This is a genomic window from Prochlorococcus sp. MIT 0801 (assembly GCF_000757865.1).
Classification (GTDB): domain Bacteria; phylum Cyanobacteriota; class Cyanobacteriia; order PCC-6307; family Cyanobiaceae; genus Prochlorococcus_B.
In genome coordinates this window covers 344,604-359,598 of sequence record NZ_CP007754.1, presented here as the reverse complement: position 1 = coordinate 359,598, position 14,995 = coordinate 344,604, and the positions used below count along the sequence as shown (strand labels likewise).

The following is a 14,995-nucleotide window of genomic DNA, read 5'->3' as shown; positions in this document are numbered from 1 at the left end:
AAATTAATAGCAATCCAATTAAAGTAGATGAATATTAAAGAATTTTTCTTAAAAAGCGTTGGGGAATGGAATTCAATGAGAAGCGGACATTCTCTAGCATTTCAAGAATTTGAAGAAATAAGAAGTAAAATAAAAATATCACCTTCTAAACCTAACGACGCAAGAGTTATTAAATTTTTAAAAGATAATTTAATAACTACTAAAGCACTAAATAAAGCATTCCTAATTAGTTGGGAAGCAAAAAGTGAATGGGGTGAGGAGAATCAAAAAGGGAACTCTTCTGGAGAAAGTATACTTGTTCCTATAGAAGTCTCTAAAACAAAAGGAAAAATAGTTAGGAGCGTTGGATACACTGAAGCAATTCAAGTAGTGTCATTATATAAAATTCTTGCTGATGGAACTCTAATTATTTATTCAGAATACAGTCATATTTGCACAGAGGAAAGAATATGGTTTATCTCAAACAATTTAAGGAGTAGATCTTCTGTTACAAGATCACTAGATTCATTAGCAATCCTTCAAACATCTTATGCATCTGAGATTCGTTCTTTAAAAAAATAAATAATATATAAAGATGAGAAAAAAAACTATCCTAGAATTTTCAAAGATACTTTCAGGCGTATTTAGTAATAAGGAACAAGCTTTAAATAATCCAAAAAAATTTGCACATATTCAAATACATATTAGGCCATTATTTTTTAAAACTTATAAATGTTTTGCGTTTTACTCTGAACAGAGATATCAACACGACATATGGAATCCTTATAGGCAGTCTATAAATAAGTTATCCCAAGAAGAAGAAATTTTTATTTTTAGTAATTATAAGATTGAAGACAAAGAAAGATTTACTGGTGGTGCATTAGATATATCTCTTCTAGACAACATATCTAAATATAAGTTATGTAAAAAGTCTGGGTGTTCTATGTATTTTAAAGAAACAAACCCAGGAAATTTTTTAGGATCTCTCGAATCAGGTTGTAAATGCTATATAGAATATGGGAGTGATAAGACTTATGTAAAAAGTAAAGTAACAGTGAACAAAAACCTTCTTATTTCAGAAGATTCTGGATATGCAATAGAAACTGATAAAAAAGTTTGGGGATCAGAGTTTGGGCCATTAATATTTAAAAAAATAGTTAATTTTGATTGTTTCATTAACGAGAATTGGAAATAAAGATTCTCATTACCTTAACTAAAGAGAAATAAACTAAGTACTAATTTCTTTTGCTTTTAATCTCACAAATCTATGACTATCATTCAAAAATAATTTAGCGAATTTATTTTTAATATGAATTTGCTTATTTTGTAATACAAGCAAAGCAGTATATCTATTTTTCCAATAAGGTGTATGACTCTCATCTGAAAAATAAATTAAGTTATTATAAAATCTATTTTCATTTAAACGACCCAATATTTGTATTGCTGAAGATTTAAATTTCATATAATCAGGCCAATTATTGGATAGTAAAAAACCTACTTTATCTAAAAGCAATTCATCATATAATTGCTGATCTAATAGTAATTTATATACATTAATAAAGAAATATATGGCCCCATAATCTGATTTTGCTCTATCCCAATTTTTATTTAGAAAATATAAAACTTTATCTAAAGGGAATTTTATTAATTCTTTAATTGACTTATAACATCTATTAAAATCTGTATGAAAGAGTTGCTCAACAAGAAAACTCAAGTCATTATTAAAATTATTAATTTCTAAAGTATCTATATTCCTTGGATCATCAACAACTACGGAGTCTATACAATTAAATAGATTTATATTTTCACATAATACTACTTCATTAATCCAAAGAGAATCTATTGCCTGTAATTTAAATGATGGAGAAAGTGGCGCCTTAATTAAATCAGGTAAAACAGATAGATGACCAGCATTTATAATATCTTGAACTGCACAATGTCTATCATTTTGATTTGATAGTCTCAAAAATCTTTTCAGATCAGTCAGCTTATCCTCTTCACCAGCAAGTTTTATTAATGCCGCAAAAGAGGCTCCTTTAACTCCATTGGAGGATTGTTTATCTCTTGATAATGATCTAATCATATCTATTTCTTTTCTAACTCCTAAATGAGTTAATGTTTGTATTACTACTCTTTTATTATTAAATTGCTTATATAATTTTGAACAAATCTTGTTAATGATATCAATATCATTACATTTAAGTTTAGCTAATGACCAAATAACTGTCTCAACAAGATAATCATCATCATTTTCTAGAAACTCCGCAATAGCTTGGATGGCTTGTTTACAACCGAAATTAGCGAGTACCTCAATTGCTTTCCTTTTAGCTATCTTATATTCAAGTTTTTCACAGTCATATTTAATAAAGTCAAGAAGGACCAGTTCTGATTCTTCACAAGGAAAATTTGCTAAGTGGAATACAGCCTTATAATAATCTGCTAAAAGCTTAACCTCAGAAATTGGTCTTCTAAGAATATTGATAGCGTCTATTTTATTGATTTTCGGTAGATTATTAAATGGATTAGATTGCACTTTAAATATAAGGATATGTATTTATTAGATAAGCTGAGAGCATTATATTCAGCATAAAATTTATACTGAATGTAAAAGGATATTATTTATGAAAATACATGTAATAAAATTATAGTGAATAATTTAATCTAGATTATATAATAAGCTTTCAAGGATATAAGAAAAAGTGGATAATTACTTGAACAGTGAAATATCGACTGAAGAAGAAAGTGAAAAGGCCAAGGGGGATAAACAAAACATAATGAGTAAGAAAAAATCAAGTCAAAAAGACATCAAGCTATTAATCAAAGGACTTAGTGATGAAAATGGTTTGGTAAGAAGAAATTATGCAATAGCACTAGCCGAGGTTGGTTCGGCAGCGTTACCTGAATTAATCAAAGCTCTTCTGAATAGTAAAAACGTAATACAGAGAAGAGCGGCAGCTAAGACTTTAAAGTTAGTTAACGATCCATCAGCTTTACCTCATTTAATAAAAGCACTTACCAGTGATTCAGATTCTGTAGTGCAATTTTCAGCAGCTGGTGCAATTGCAATTTTTGGAGAGGCTGCTGTTAATCATCTAATCATTGTCTTGGAGAATCAAGAATATACAGAAATGCAATATGGTCTTGCAGCATGGTGTTTAGAATTTATTGGAGCTAAAGCTTCTAATGCAATAAAAAAAGCAGCTAAATCAAAAAACACCAATGTAAAATCAGCTGCAATTTCAGCACTTGAAGAACACATTAGACAGTCCCAAGATCAGGAAGCAATTCAAATAGTAGAAAGGGCTATTAATGATCCTGCTGAAAATGTTCAGATTGAAGCTATTAAATTAGTTGGTAAATTGTATAGGATAGAATCTTTAATTCCTACCTTAATATTAAAATTAAAACACAAAAATCCAGATATTCGAAAAGCTTCCATATTGTCATTAATCCAACTTAATATTAATGAAGCTATAAATCCACTCAGGGACCTTCTTAAAATTGAGCAAGATAAAAATGTTATCGCAATTATTAAATTAGCTATAAAAAAAATCAATAACTAAAAGACTTAATAAAGAATCTGGAATATTAAATAATTTTGTCTCTCAAAATATCTTCCTTTATCATTTGATCAATAGATTTATCATTTAATAAGTCTTCAAATAAATCATCAATAGTCTGATCTTTCATTTCCAAAAGGGCGCTGATAGAAGCTTTCGCTCTTAATAAGTCTTTATCTCTACAGGTTTTCATCAAAATATCTCTACCAGTTCTCCCTAATTGCCTCAAAAGAGAAATAACAGTCAAGATCATTTCAGGAGAACTATCTTTAAGAGCTAAATCAACTACTAACATCGCATCCTGAGTTAATTCTTCTAAATTAAAATTAACTACAACTTTGATAATTGTTTTAAGGCAGCTAACTTTAACAGTTGTATTGTTAGTATCCATATACAATTGAACGATTGACTTTAAGGCTTTTTCTCCAAATCGTCCCAAAGCTAATATTGATTTTCTTCTTATAAATAAATCTTCTTCCTTGAGATTAGCTAAAAGATTATTCATAAACTTAACCTCAAATTCTTTTTTTAAAATCAAAAATGCTTGAGAATTAATATTTGGATTTGGATGCAAAAAATCTTGATAAAGTTCTATATATTTATTTAAATCTAAAGAATTAATCATTAAAAGTTCAAATAATTATTTAACACTACGAAAAAATATTTTAAATAAATTAAATTAATTTATTTTTATGCAAGTGCGTTTATTAAATAATCCAATAATCCTTTGAATTCCGTTTCGGCTTGCTGACCCATAACATCATTGATTTTAATTTCATCTCGAATAAAAATAAATGCTTCAATATAAGCAGCTGTTGGTAATAGCTGGATACGAATAATTTCTCTCATACCTGATATTCCCCATTCATCTAAAGGACCAGTGCCACCAGTTACTAAGCAATAATTAATAAGACGCAAGTAATGATGAATATCTCTCACGCACTTATCTTTATTAGCCTGCTCATATGAACCATTTTGATAAACAGCATCAACGGCAAGATTGGTAAATTTATCAAGACAAGAAGCAAGTTTTTCTGCAGCCTCTAGACGAGCTTTTGCCCTATCAAAAGATCCTTTCACAGACTCAAAATCACTCATGCTGGGAAATCTTCCTGCTGCATCAGCTGCGCTAACAACGGTTGTAACTGCAGATTTCATAGTGGCTTAATAAGAAATGGTTTGCGTGATGTAGTGGAGCAATTAGAGTTTAATATTTACCTCAAAGCTTCTATTACAAGATCAAAATAAGATGCCGCCTCAGAGGCGATGTCTTGACATTGTGCTCCTGATCCAGAATTAATCCCTTTAAACATTTTTCTTCCTGTATTTTTCTCGGTCATAATTGCGACTGTGGCAATCTTCATTATTTCAACGGCTCTAATAGCATTAGAGGTTGGGACGCCAAGAGCAAGATATGTTTCTTTTAAACCATTGAGGCATCTATCTTCAAGAACAGAGGGATCCCCTGCAAGAAGCGCGTAGCTTACATATCTCAAAATAATTTCTCCATCCCTTAAACAAGCTGCCATTCTACGAGTGGGATAGCAATGCCCTCCTGGTTGAGTAAGCCCAGTATTTTCACAAACCATTCCCGCCACAGCATCTGCAGCAATGCAAGAGACATTTTGAGTTATTGCAAGAGTTGCATCAATTCTTTTATTTGCATCTGCCACGTACTTTCTTAAATCTGCAAGATCCTCACTCCCAATTGCGGCGCCCTTGGCATCAGCACTTACAACTGTTCTAGAAAACGCATCAAGCATCTTTTAAATACCTACCTTCTAATAAGTAAAAGAGTTCAAGTAAAGACTTAATAGTCATTACTTCATTACTTCATTACTTATTCAACTTAAGACTTACAGTCAAATTTGATTGAAAGAGACCTAAGAACGCAATGCTTCTTAACTGTAAGAAAAATTTCCAAGAAAAACTAACCATAGAGTTATCTCAAAAAGCTTATAAGCAAAGTGGGATATCACTAATTTGAGCTATTGTTAAACAAAAAAATGAAAAGTCCAACTGAAGAAGAATTAGAAGAGTCAATTAAAGAACTAAGCGAATACAAAAATCGTTTAGAAAAAGAGGTTGTAACTATTTCACAAAAGCTCAAAATGCCTCAAAGAAAAATCGAATCAATTATCAACTCTCATCAAGAACTTAATAAAATAAAAATAATACTTTCTAAGCTATATAAACAAAAAGAAAATGCAACATCAAATCTGCTTTTATGATTTTATTTTTGCTGCTTAAATAATATAAAAATGTACCCCATGAATGTTGCAAAACTAAATTCAATTAAATGTATTTAAAGTCTATAAAATGAAACAATCAAACAGTATATTTCTAAATGGATTAAACGAGGCGCAGTCACATGCAGTTGATCATTTTCATGGTCCATTATTAGTTATAGCAGGAGCAGGAAGCGGAAAAACAAGAGCTCTTACTCATCGTATTGCGCATTTAATTACTGAATACAAAGTTGATCCTAGTTCTATTCTTGCAGTTACTTTTACCAATAAAGCTGCAAGAGAGATGAAAGATAGACTTGAATTGCTTTTAGCAAAAAGGTTATCAAGTCTTACCCACGGGAAGCCTTGGACTGCCTTGCAAGTAGCAGAACAAAGAGAAATTCGTAATCGTATACATCGTGAAATCAGTCGTGAATTATGGATAGGTACTTTTCACGCTTTGTTTTCAAGATTATTACGCTTTGACATCGATAAATTCAAAGACCCTGAAGGATTGACATGGACTAAACAGTTTTCAATATATGACGAAACAGATGCCCAAAGTCTTATCAAAGAAATAGTTACACAAGATCTACAATTAGATCCAAAAAGATTTGAACCAAAAAAAGTACGATGGGCAATCAGTAATGCCAAAAATCAATGCTTACTTCCTGATGATTTATCAAATAATCAAGAAGGTCAAAGAGGAAAATTAGTTGCTGAAACTTATAGACTTTATAGAAAAGCTTTAGCTGCTAATAATGCATTAGATTTTGATGATCTTCTATTAATACCTGTTCAATTACTACAACAAAATGAAAAAATAAGGACTTATTGGCACAGTCGCTTCAAACATGTTTTAGTTGATGAATATCAAGATACTAATTGGACACAATACGAATTAATTAAACAATTGGTTACCAATGGTAAAGATCCATCTTCTTTTCAAGATTGGAATAATCGATCAGTTTTTGTTGTTGGCGATGCAGATCAAAGTATTTACAGCTTTAGAGCTGCGGACTTTAGGATACTAATGGGATTTCAAGAGGACTTTGGAAAGAAAAGCCTAGACAATACATATGATTCAACTCTTGTAAAACTAGAAGAAAATTATCGATCTACCTCTACCATCCTCGAAGCAGCAAATTCACTAATCTCCAACAATAAAGAAAGAATAGATAAAGTTCTTAGAGCAACTAGAGGAGAAGGTGAGCCTATTAGATTAACAAGGTGTGACGATGAGATAGCAGAGGCAGAGGCAGTTATTCATAGGCTAAGAATTTTAGATGCCTCGAATCCAGAATTAAATTGGGGAGATATGGCTATTCTTTATAGAACCAATGCGCAATCAAGAGCAATTGAGGACTCATTGGTCCGCTGGAGTATTCCATACATTGTGGTTGGAGGATTACGTTTTTATGATCGAAGAGAAATTAAAGATCTACTAGCTTATTTAAGACTTTTAATTAATCCATCTGACAGTGTCAGTCTTCTGAGAGTTTTAAACGTTCCTAAAAGAGGGATTGGCAAAACAACAGTTCAAAGATTGAGTGATGCTGCTAGTCAATTAAAAATTCCTCTTTGGGAAGTTGTAAATGACCCCGAAGCTGTCAGATCACTCGCAGGAAGATCAGCCAAAGGTCTTTTAATTTTTAGTGAGCTTATTAATGAATTACAAAGTCATCTTCTCTCTTCAAGCCCCGCCGAGTTGGTTCAATTAGTTTTAGAAAAAAGTGGCTATTTAAGTGAATTAATTGCAACAGGAACAGATGAGGCAGAAGAAAGAAGACGCAATCTTCAAGAATTAGTTAATGCCGCGTTGCAATATCAGGAAGAAAGCGAAGATGCAAATTTAGAAGGTTTTTTATCAACTGCTGCTCTATCAAGCGATGCAGATAATAAAGACACTGCGTCAAATCGAGTCACATTAATGACTCTTCACAGCAGTAAAGGTTTGGAATTTCCTGTCGTTTGTCTTGTGGGAATGGAGCAAGGCTTATTCCCAAGCTATAGATCACTTGATGATCCATCTTCACTTGAGGAAGAAAGGCGACTTTGTTACGTAGGACTTACTAGAGCAAAAGAAAAACTATTTCTCTTTCATGCATCTGAGAGAAGAATGTGGGGAGGGATGAGAGAACCAGCTATCGCATCTATATTCCTCTCCGAAATACCAGAAGAACTTGTTAAAGGCGATATCCCATTATCTGGTGGGGCTACATTAAGAAGAGAAAAAAATCTAGACAGACTAACTAGAATTGATCGCCAAAGTAATAAAAAGTCCTTTCCTAGTGAAGCTGAAAATGCAGTAAGAAAAACATATTCTGGTCCTTCCCCAGGGAAGCGATGGTCAGTTAACGATAGAGTTGAACATTCTTCATTTGGAGAAGGGATAATCACACATGTTTTTGGTTCAGGAGAAAAAATCTCACTGGCCATAAAATTCTCAGGAATGGGGCCAAAAATATTAGACCCAAGACTAGCTCCATTGAAATTGATAGATGAGTAAGATTTAATCTGAAAAATGTTAACTAGCTAAAACCATATTTCTCATGGAATTATTTGATAAATCTACAATTGAAAAAGAGATAAAAGAATTACCGAGTGGAATTCTAACTATTATTTTAGAAGCAGCTTGCTCAGTCAATATAACTTCTATTGCAATAGTTGGAGGAGTTGTAAGAGACTTAATAAAAAAATCTAAAAATCAAGATTATGAAATTATCTTCAATGATCTAGATTTAATTATTGAAGGTGAGACCTCAACCTATATCAAAGAATTGCAAAAAGTTCTTGGAGCAGAAAGAGTAAAAGTCATACGAGATAACAGAAATTACAAAACCTCAGAAGTGATAATTAATGGCATAAAAGTTGATATTGCATCTGCTCGTAAAGAAACGTATCCAATACCTGGAGAAAACCCAATAGTCGAATTATCAACAATCAAAAAAGATCTAATAAGAAGAGATTTTAATATAAATGCAATGGCAATTGAACTGAAAGATAATAGACTAATCGATTTATTTTCAGGATCAGATGCAATTGAAAATATGAAAATGGACTTTTTGCATAAATCAAGTGTTTTAGATGACCCAACTAGAGTTATTAGAGCTTCTCGCTATTCTGCTAAGTTAGATTTTGATCTATCAAATCAAGCCTTAAAACAAATAAAAGATACAATAAATCTTTGGCCTTGGAATTGGCATATTGGAGATAATACTGATTTAGCACCTTCAGCATTATCAATAAGATTAAAAATGGAACTAGAATTGCTTTTAGAAGACAAATATTGGAAGAATGCATTAAAAAATCTACAAGTCTGTGGAGGGCTAAAAATAGTAGATTCGAAATTACAAAATGATCAACGACTTATTGAAAAAATTTTCATTGCAAAGAAGTCTAATATTGAACCCCTAACAGCATTTGTTTATGAATCTAAAAGCCCTATTTATCTAGCTAAGAGATTACACTTAAATCAACAGCAAAAAGAAATAATAGAAGGAGCTTGTAGATTAAATAAATATCTAAAAAATATAACAGCTAATCATTTATATAAAAATTGGTCACCATCAAAGTGGACAACAAACCTTGAGAAAATCAATGCTAATGAATCTTCTTTCATGCTTGAAATATGTAGAAATAACCCACTAAAAGAATATTTGAAATCTTGGCTATTTAATTGGAAGAATATAGAGTCTCCAATAAAAGGAGATGATTTAATAGCTAAAGGTTGGGAACCTGGACCAGAAATAGGAATAGAAATAAAACGGCAAAGAATGAAATTAATTGATGAAAATATTGCTTTTTAAAAATTTAATAAGTATTTATTTAGAAATAAAACCTATTTTAATCCAAGGTCCTTGCTGTATAAGTTTTTCTGAATAAATCGATGAACAACAAACAACCAAAGGGCCACAAGTTTGTGGGTCTACTAAGATTTTTAGCATGGCATTATAAAAGGATCTATTAGAGGAAGAATCATTAGATTTGAGCTCAAACCTTAAGTTTTTATCTCCATCAATATTTTTTAGAAAAATATGATTTGCAGGGGCTAAAGTGCTTTCAAAGCCTTTATCTAAAAGTTCTTTTACACCATCATATAATGGTATATTATCCAGTTCAAGAGTGACTTTAAATGGTTCTAAATTCATCTTTAATTGGTCACTATTAGTAGATTCCAACATTTCTGACAAATGACCTAGCAAACCAAATCCAGTTATATCAGTACATGCATTAACTATTTTTGAGCGTGGATTTAGATTTGTTAATTGATTAATATAATTGACAATCTCATGCTGACTTTTATTCATTTCTTTTAAGACATTATCAAGTATATAAGGTTTTACTTGACCATTCATAAATGCAGAAAAAATAATTCCAGTTCCCAAAGAACGACTAATTAAAATTTCATCTCCATTTCTCATTCCTCCCTTAGGCCAAAAATATTTTTTATCATCAATAACCCCATTTACAGTTAATGAGCTTTCTATTCCTAGGGAAAAAGGCTCTTCAGATATTTTTCTTGATTCTAATGTATGCCCACCTATAAGATTTGCACCTTGGATAGTTAAAGCAGAATTAATACCTTCCAAAACTTGATATAACAATTCTTTCTGTAAGTTATTAGATATGGATGGTAAGTTGATAAGAGACTGTGCAGAGATCACAGATCCTCCGCATGCCCAAATATCAGAACAGGAATGAAACGCCAAAAGTCTTCCATTTAACCAAGGATCACTAATTAAAGAAGGGAATCCATCTACACTTTGTATCAAAGTTTTATCAGAATTTAATATCCCTATATTCATAGAATCATCTTTTGAAGATTCTATTAAATCTACTTTTTTTAATGCTGAACTTAATGGAGTAAAAGCTAATTTTGCCGCACATCCTCTACATTTAATCATCTCTTCTTCAGAAGACATATCTGAATTTATATCTTTAACTAGATCAAATTTAGAGATAAATTGTTTATCAATTAATTCTTTTAAACTTGATAAAAAATCAAAAGGACCAATAATAACTTCACCCCAGGAAATAAAAGCTTTAGATTTCTTTTTTCTAATATTGATATCCAAAAGTTGTATTGCTTTTCTTTGAGGTTTCCATTCCTCTAGTTTTAAACCTTTAGTTATAAACTCTAAATTATTTGCAAGTGGTTTTGCTGCACGAACCGCCCATACTCCAGAAGAAGGTCGAGGATAATCCTTAATGACACCACAATCTCCTACAGCAAATAACTCTGGATAGTTAAGGACTTGAAGAGTTTTTTCAGTTAGAACTCTCCCATTCTCATCTATAGGTAAACCACTATTCTTTAACCAATTAAAAGATTTATTACCGGTACATATTAATTTTGGATATAAAATAGATGGTTGCTTTTTTGTAATTTCAATATCTAAAGCCTTTAAATTTCTTAAAAGATTTTTATTTATATTTCTTCCTGATTTGACTTTTAATAAAATAGTCCTTTTTGGCCATCTTTTTCTTAAAGAAAAAGCTATTTCTATTCCAGCGAATCCTCCACCAATAATTACAAATGGTTTTGCAGAAGAATCATTCTTGTGGATATCTTGATCGACAATAAATTTATAGGATTCAGAAAAAGGTTTAATTGGAACAGCTAAATCTTTATCACCTCTAATAAAAAGTTTAGAATTTATATTAGTTTTTGTTCCTATATTTAGGGATAATAGAGAATATTCAATTTCTGGCCGTCCTGCTAAAAGTAACTTTTTTTCCTTAAGATTGATTCCCTCAATTTCTGCCATCACAAATGAAACTCCTGCTTTTAAAGCAAGTTTCCTCAAATCAATTAGTATTTCATCTATCTTGTATTTACCTGCTATGACACCTGGAAACATTCCAGAATAAACAGTTGTACTTGCTTTATTAACTAAAGTAATCATTCCAGCAGGCTTCAATTTTGGATTCATTGCCCACTGGAGCAACACAAGGGCATGAGTATGACCACCACCAGCTAGAACGAGATGATCACTGAACATGATTTTTTGAATATTTCTGGAACACAATCAGATGCCTACGATTTCAAACAAGCAAGATTAGGAATTATTGGCGGAAGCGGACTATATAGGATAGAAAATCTTAAAGACATAGTCGAGTTAAGCTTAGACACTCCCTATGGGAAACCATCTAATAAGTTACTAATAGGCAATCTATTTGGAATTGAGATTGTTTTTCTTGCTCGCCACGGAGAGAAACATACTTTAAATCCAAGTGAAATTCCATACAAAGCAAATATCTGGGCTATGCGCTCTCTAAATGTTAGATGGTTGATATCCGCATCAGCGGTGGGATCATTAAAAGAAAATATCAAACCTTGCGACATTGTTATTCCTGATCAATTTATTGATCGCACTCATCAAAGGCCATTGACTTTTTTCAACAATGGAGTTGTAGCGCACATAAGCATGGCAAATCCATTTTGCGACATTCTTTCTCAAATACTTTCGAAAGAGATAGAAAAACTGTTAACAAAAGACAAAAAACTGCATATTGGAGGAACATACCTTGCTATGGAAGGACCAGCCTTTTCAACAAGAGCAGAATCAAACTTATATAGAGATTGGGGATGCTCAATAATAGGGATGACAAATCATACTGAAGCTAGATTGGCAAAAGAAGCTGAAATCGCCTATTCCAGCCTCTCAATGGTTACTGATTATGATTGCTGGAATCAAAATTGCGAAAATGTATCTGTAGAAATGGTTATTGAAAATCTTCAGGAAAATGCAAATTTTGCTAAATCAATAATTTCTGCTGTTGCTAAAAGGGTCTCATTATTAAGGCCGCCAAGCTCTTTTCACAATGCATTAAAAGATGCCTTAGTCACTCCAAAAGAGCATGTACCAGACAAAACTAAAAGCAAGATCAAATTATTTACAGATAAATATTGGCTTAAAAAAAACCAACCGACACATTAAGTGACGGTTGGTTTTTTTTAATTTCAATTCAATAGTATTTATCTAGTTAAGACTAACCAGCGTTACCAATACCAGTGTATGAACCATAAAAGAAAATACCCAGAACAAAAATTACAGCTGTTCCACCAGCAGTCGCTACTAACCATAAAGGAAGTGCTCCTTCTGTCCACCGTCTTTGCCAGGAGACTGCAGGTCTACCATCTGGCAGACGATCTCCTACTCGTCCATCAGGACCTTTTAATTTACTCATGATAAAGAGATTTAGTTAAAGAAGTAACTGGAAAAAAGAATTCCCATTACGAAAACAAGTAAGAGTCCAAGATAAAGACTTGTCCGGTTTAACTCAACCGGAACTTTATTTGGATTTGGATTGACTTGCATGGATAAAAAAGCAATCAGTTGAAATTTGGTTATTTCAGACGAGTGTCAAGTTCAGCCTTGGAATCAAAGCGCTGAACAACAACAGGAGCTTTGCTTTCTCCAGCCTGAAAATACGTATCTGGTCTAGGAGTTCCAAAAGCGTCGTAGGCAAGCCCAGAAGACACAAATAGGAATCCTGCCACGAAGATCGCAGGAAGTGCTACCGCATGGATAATCCAATAGCGGACACTAGTAATGATCTCAAAAAACGGGCGTTCCCCGGTAGAGCCGGCAGCCATAGCCTCACTTAATCAGCTCAGTGATCTTATCAAGCGAAACCATAAGAAACGATCTCTGTTGCAAGGTGGTTACACAGAGTCATGGAAATCATCAAAAATTTATGATATCAACCCTGCCACCGCAGTAAATTGCCCCTTTCTCCGAATACAAATCCCTTAGGACTGTCACTATTTAAATCGTCCAGAAATTGAATTCTTATGAAATTTGTTGGAACAGATTCACCAACAGGGTCTTTTTCCCAAGTTTTTCCATCATCATTGCTGACTAATAAAGTTCCATTTCCTCCAGCCGCCCAAATCGACTTAGATGGATCCCAAACAAGATCTTGATAGTTATACCCATTGACGATTGGGATTATGGGCTTTGACCATGAATCGATATCTTCAGGATCTGCGTTAAATCTGATTTCAGCTCCTCTAGAAAGCATCCATAAATCACCATTTGGCTGTTCACCAACACTTTGAACTCTCTTACTACTTGCTCTTTGATGAGGGCTCCATACCTCTTCTCCCGGTCTTAAGACTGAGAAAAAGTTACCAAGGCTACTAACACTTATATATCCACCGTTATTTGTACGTCTTAATTCTCTTATGCCTCCAGAGCCAGAAGTATCAAGAACAATTGCTTCCCAATTGGTACCACCATCAGTAGTTTTATAAATTGCTCCAGCAGTAGTTGCTAACTCGGCAGAATCAGTATCAATTGTTGTTATCAAATACGGATCTCCGGGCAACTTATTTCCCAAATCAAGACGAGTCCAATTTTTTCCTCCATCAGTGGTATGAAGAATCAATCCTGGTTGACCTGCAATCCAACCTTCTTGGCCTTTGAAATCAACGCTTATTAAACGAAAATTACCTTCGCTTGGGATATCTAAATTTCTTTCTTTCCAAGTTATTCCTCCATCATTTGTCTCCAGAATCAATCTGTTTGTTCCGACTAAGAACCCATTTTTGTCATCTACAAAGTCAACATCTAATGGATTTGCCTCAGTATCTAGGTCAACTGGTGACCAAGGGCTTGATGAGCCTATTGAAGCATTACTAACAGTACAACCACTAAGAGCTACTCCAACTACTAAGACAAGGGTCAAATTAATGACATTTGAAAACAGACGTTTCATTTCAAAGAATAAAGAGAGAGAAAACAGGCAGCGGCTAAAGCCAAGCTTCCAAAAATAAGAACGTTTTTCTGGCCTGAAGGAAGTTTATTAAATCCAAAGCCATAAGTAAGGTTTTCTTCAAATCCACTCGGCTTTGATTTAGGGCCAATATCCTTGTATCCACCAAATCCTACTCGACAGACAGGACATCTAAACTTGTCTCTATCTATGTCTAGGAATGGCGTCCCTGGTTCAATATTTAGCTTTTTTATACCCTCATCAGGATCAAAAATAAAACCACAGCTCATACATTCGAAGCGATTGGCTTTTGGATCAAATTCCTTGGTTGAGTTTTTTGGTTCAAATGAAATAACTTGATTTTGTTGTTCATTAGGATTCAAATTTTCCAAAGGATTTGATTCTTTTTTTGTGCCTTCACTCACAGTTTTCACTTTCACATATAACAACTCTATGTCACTAATCTAGAAAATGACTGTCAGACTGATATTGAAATCAGTAATT

General features: G+C 32.8%; 17 protein-coding genes. 7 read left to right on the top strand and 10 right to left on the bottom strand.

Annotated features, from left to right (window positions below):
* The first annotated feature begins 27 nt into the window (after positions 1 to 27).
* Positions 28 to 561: a phycobiliprotein lyase gene (locus EW15_RS01855; RefSeq protein ID WP_038651247.1), complete on the top strand. Its 534-nt coding sequence runs from the start codon at positions 28 to 30 to the stop codon at positions 559 to 561.
* A 13-nt stretch (positions 562 to 574) separates the two neighbouring features.
* Positions 575 to 1,174, top strand: coding sequence for a chromophore lyase CpcT/CpeT (locus EW15_RS01850; protein WP_038651244.1), 600 nt, complete (start codon positions 575 to 577; stop codon positions 1,172 to 1,174).
* 33 nt (positions 1,175 to 1,207) lie between these two features.
* On the opposite strand, the gene EW15_RS01845 is transcribed toward EW15_RS01850, so the two are convergent.
* A complete protein-coding gene (locus EW15_RS01845; RefSeq protein ID WP_038651242.1) occupies positions 1,208 to 2,512 on the bottom strand; it encodes a HEAT repeat domain-containing protein in 1,305 nt (434 codons plus the stop codon).
* Between the two features lie 166 nt (positions 2,513 to 2,678).
* Here EW15_RS01845 and EW15_RS01840 point away from each other — a divergent pair, with 166 nt between their 5' ends.
* Positions 2,679 to 3,542 (top strand): HEAT repeat domain-containing protein, encoded by an 864-nt coding sequence (locus EW15_RS01840; protein WP_038651239.1) that lies wholly within the window; start codon positions 2,679 to 2,681, stop codon positions 3,540 to 3,542.
* 25 nt (positions 3,543 to 3,567) lie between these two features.
* Here EW15_RS01840 and EW15_RS01835 read toward each other — a convergent pair whose 3' ends face one another.
* The 3 genes from EW15_RS01835 to EW15_RS01825 all read right to left on the bottom strand — a co-directional run bounded on the left by EW15_RS01835 (position 3,568) and on the right by EW15_RS01825 (position 5,302).
* Positions 3,568 to 4,164 carry a glycosyl transferase gene (locus EW15_RS01835; protein ID WP_038651236.1) on the bottom strand — a complete coding sequence of 199 codons (597 nt, stop codon included), beginning with the start codon at positions 4,162 to 4,164 and terminating at the stop codon, positions 3,568 to 3,570.
* A 65-nt stretch (positions 4,165 to 4,229) separates the two neighbouring features.
* Positions 4,230 to 4,697, bottom strand: a complete 468-nt coding sequence (locus EW15_RS01830; protein WP_011294305.1) for a bleomycin hydrolase — start codon at positions 4,695 to 4,697, stop codon at positions 4,230 to 4,232.
* Positions 4,698 to 4,753: 56 nt separating this feature from the next.
* Positions 4,754 to 5,302, bottom strand: coding sequence for a bleomycin hydrolase (locus EW15_RS01825; protein ID WP_011823147.1), 549 nt, complete (start codon positions 5,300 to 5,302; stop codon positions 4,754 to 4,756).
* Positions 5,303 to 5,545: 243 nt separating this feature from the next.
* Between EW15_RS01825 and EW15_RS01820 the strand changes: the two genes are divergently transcribed.
* The 3 genes from EW15_RS01820 to EW15_RS01810 all read left to right on the top strand — a co-directional run bounded on the left by EW15_RS01820 (position 5,546) and on the right by EW15_RS01810 (position 9,576).
* On the top strand, positions 5,546 to 5,770 hold the full coding sequence (locus EW15_RS01820; RefSeq protein ID WP_011294303.1) for a hypothetical protein: 225 nt from the start codon (positions 5,546 to 5,548) through the stop codon (positions 5,768 to 5,770).
* Between the two features lie 88 nt (positions 5,771 to 5,858).
* Positions 5,859 to 8,276 (top strand): UvrD-helicase domain-containing protein, encoded by a 2,418-nt coding sequence (locus tag EW15_RS01815; protein ID WP_038651232.1) that lies wholly within the window; start codon positions 5,859 to 5,861, stop codon positions 8,274 to 8,276.
* A gap of 43 nt (positions 8,277 to 8,319) precedes the next feature.
* Positions 8,320 to 9,576, top strand: a complete 1,257-nt coding sequence (locus EW15_RS01810; protein ID WP_038651229.1) for a CCA tRNA nucleotidyltransferase — start codon at positions 8,320 to 8,322, stop codon at positions 9,574 to 9,576.
* A 15-nt stretch (positions 9,577 to 9,591) separates the two neighbouring features.
* On the opposite strand, the gene selD is transcribed toward EW15_RS01810, so the two are convergent.
* Entirely contained in the window at positions 9,592 to 11,772 is a 2,181-nt protein-coding gene (gene selD, locus EW15_RS01805; protein WP_038651226.1) for a selenide, water dikinase SelD, read from the bottom strand.
* Here selD and mtnP point away from each other — a divergent pair.
* Positions 11,758 to 12,711, top strand: a complete 954-nt coding sequence (mtnP, locus tag EW15_RS01800) for an S-methyl-5'-thioadenosine phosphorylase (RefSeq protein WP_052041146.1) — start codon at positions 11,758 to 11,760, stop codon at positions 12,709 to 12,711. The two genes, selD and mtnP, sit on opposite strands and share 15 nt — an antisense overlap.
* 52 nt (positions 12,712 to 12,763) lie before the next feature.
* Here the strand turns inward: mtnP and EW15_RS01795 are convergent, their stop codons facing one another.
* The 5 genes from EW15_RS01795 to EW15_RS01780 form a co-directional block, all read right to left on the bottom strand.
* Complete coding sequence (locus tag EW15_RS01795; protein WP_038651223.1) at positions 12,764 to 12,961, bottom strand: photosystem II reaction center protein J; 198 nt, start codon at positions 12,959 to 12,961, stop codon at positions 12,764 to 12,766.
* A gap of 11 nt (positions 12,962 to 12,972) precedes the next feature.
* Entirely contained in the window at positions 12,973 to 13,092 is a 120-nt protein-coding gene (locus EW15_RS10415) for a photosystem II reaction center protein L (RefSeq protein WP_011294297.1), read from the bottom strand.
* Positions 13,093 to 13,121: 29 nt separating this feature from the next.
* Positions 13,122 to 13,370 (bottom strand): cytochrome b559 subunit alpha, encoded by a 249-nt coding sequence (psbE, locus tag EW15_RS01790; RefSeq protein WP_011294296.1) that lies wholly within the window; start codon positions 13,368 to 13,370, stop codon positions 13,122 to 13,124.
* A 107-nt stretch (positions 13,371 to 13,477) separates the two neighbouring features.
* Positions 13,478 to 14,494 (bottom strand): photosynthesis system II assembly factor Ycf48, encoded by a 1,017-nt coding sequence (locus EW15_RS01785; RefSeq protein ID WP_038651220.1) that lies wholly within the window; start codon positions 14,492 to 14,494, stop codon positions 13,478 to 13,480.
* Positions 14,491 to 14,844: a rubredoxin gene (locus tag EW15_RS01780; RefSeq protein ID WP_369793872.1), complete on the bottom strand. Its 354-nt coding sequence runs from the start codon at positions 14,842 to 14,844 to the stop codon at positions 14,491 to 14,493. The genes EW15_RS01785 and EW15_RS01780 overlap by 4 nt, the downstream gene beginning before the upstream one ends.
* Between the last annotated feature and the right edge of the window lie 151 nt (positions 14,845 to 14,995).

Coding starts and splice junctions, on each gene's coding strand:
- EW15_RS01855 (WP_038651247.1), top strand. CDS start 28: ATGAATATTAAAGAATTTTTCTTAAAAAGCGTTGGGGAATGGAATTCA.
- EW15_RS01850 (WP_038651244.1), top strand. CDS start 575: ATGAGAAAAAAAACTATCCTAGAATTTTCAAAGATACTTTCAGGCGTA.
- EW15_RS01835 (WP_038651236.1), bottom strand. CDS start 4,164: ATGATTAATTCTTTAGATTTAAATAAATATATAGAACTTTATCAAGAT.
- EW15_RS01830 (WP_011294305.1), bottom strand. CDS start 4,697: ATGAAATCTGCAGTTACAACCGTTGTTAGCGCAGCTGATGCAGCAGGA.
- EW15_RS01825 (WP_011823147.1), bottom strand. CDS start 5,302: ATGCTTGATGCGTTTTCTAGAACAGTTGTAAGTGCTGATGCCAAGGGC.
- EW15_RS01820 (WP_011294303.1), top strand. CDS start 5,546: ATGAAAAGTCCAACTGAAGAAGAATTAGAAGAGTCAATTAAAGAACTA.
- EW15_RS01815 (WP_038651232.1), top strand. CDS start 5,859: ATGAAACAATCAAACAGTATATTTCTAAATGGATTAAACGAGGCGCAG.
- EW15_RS01810 (WP_038651229.1), top strand. CDS start 8,320: ATGGAATTATTTGATAAATCTACAATTGAAAAAGAGATAAAAGAATTA.
- mtnP (WP_052041146.1), top strand. CDS start 11,758: ATGATCACTGAACATGATTTTTTGAATATTTCTGGAACACAATCAGAT.
- selD (WP_038651226.1), bottom strand. CDS start 11,772: ATGTTCAGTGATCATCTCGTTCTAGCTGGTGGTGGTCATACTCATGCC.
- EW15_RS01795 (WP_038651223.1), bottom strand. CDS start 12,961: ATGAGTAAATTAAAAGGTCCTGATGGACGAGTAGGAGATCGTCTGCCA.
- EW15_RS10415 (WP_011294297.1), bottom strand. CDS start 13,092: ATGCAAGTCAATCCAAATCCAAATAAAGTTCCGGTTGAGTTAAACCGG.
- psbE (WP_011294296.1), bottom strand. CDS start 13,370: ATGGCTGCCGGCTCTACCGGGGAACGCCCGTTTTTTGAGATCATTACT.
- EW15_RS01785 (WP_038651220.1), bottom strand. CDS start 14,494: ATGAAACGTCTGTTTTCAAATGTCATTAATTTGACCCTTGTCTTAGTA.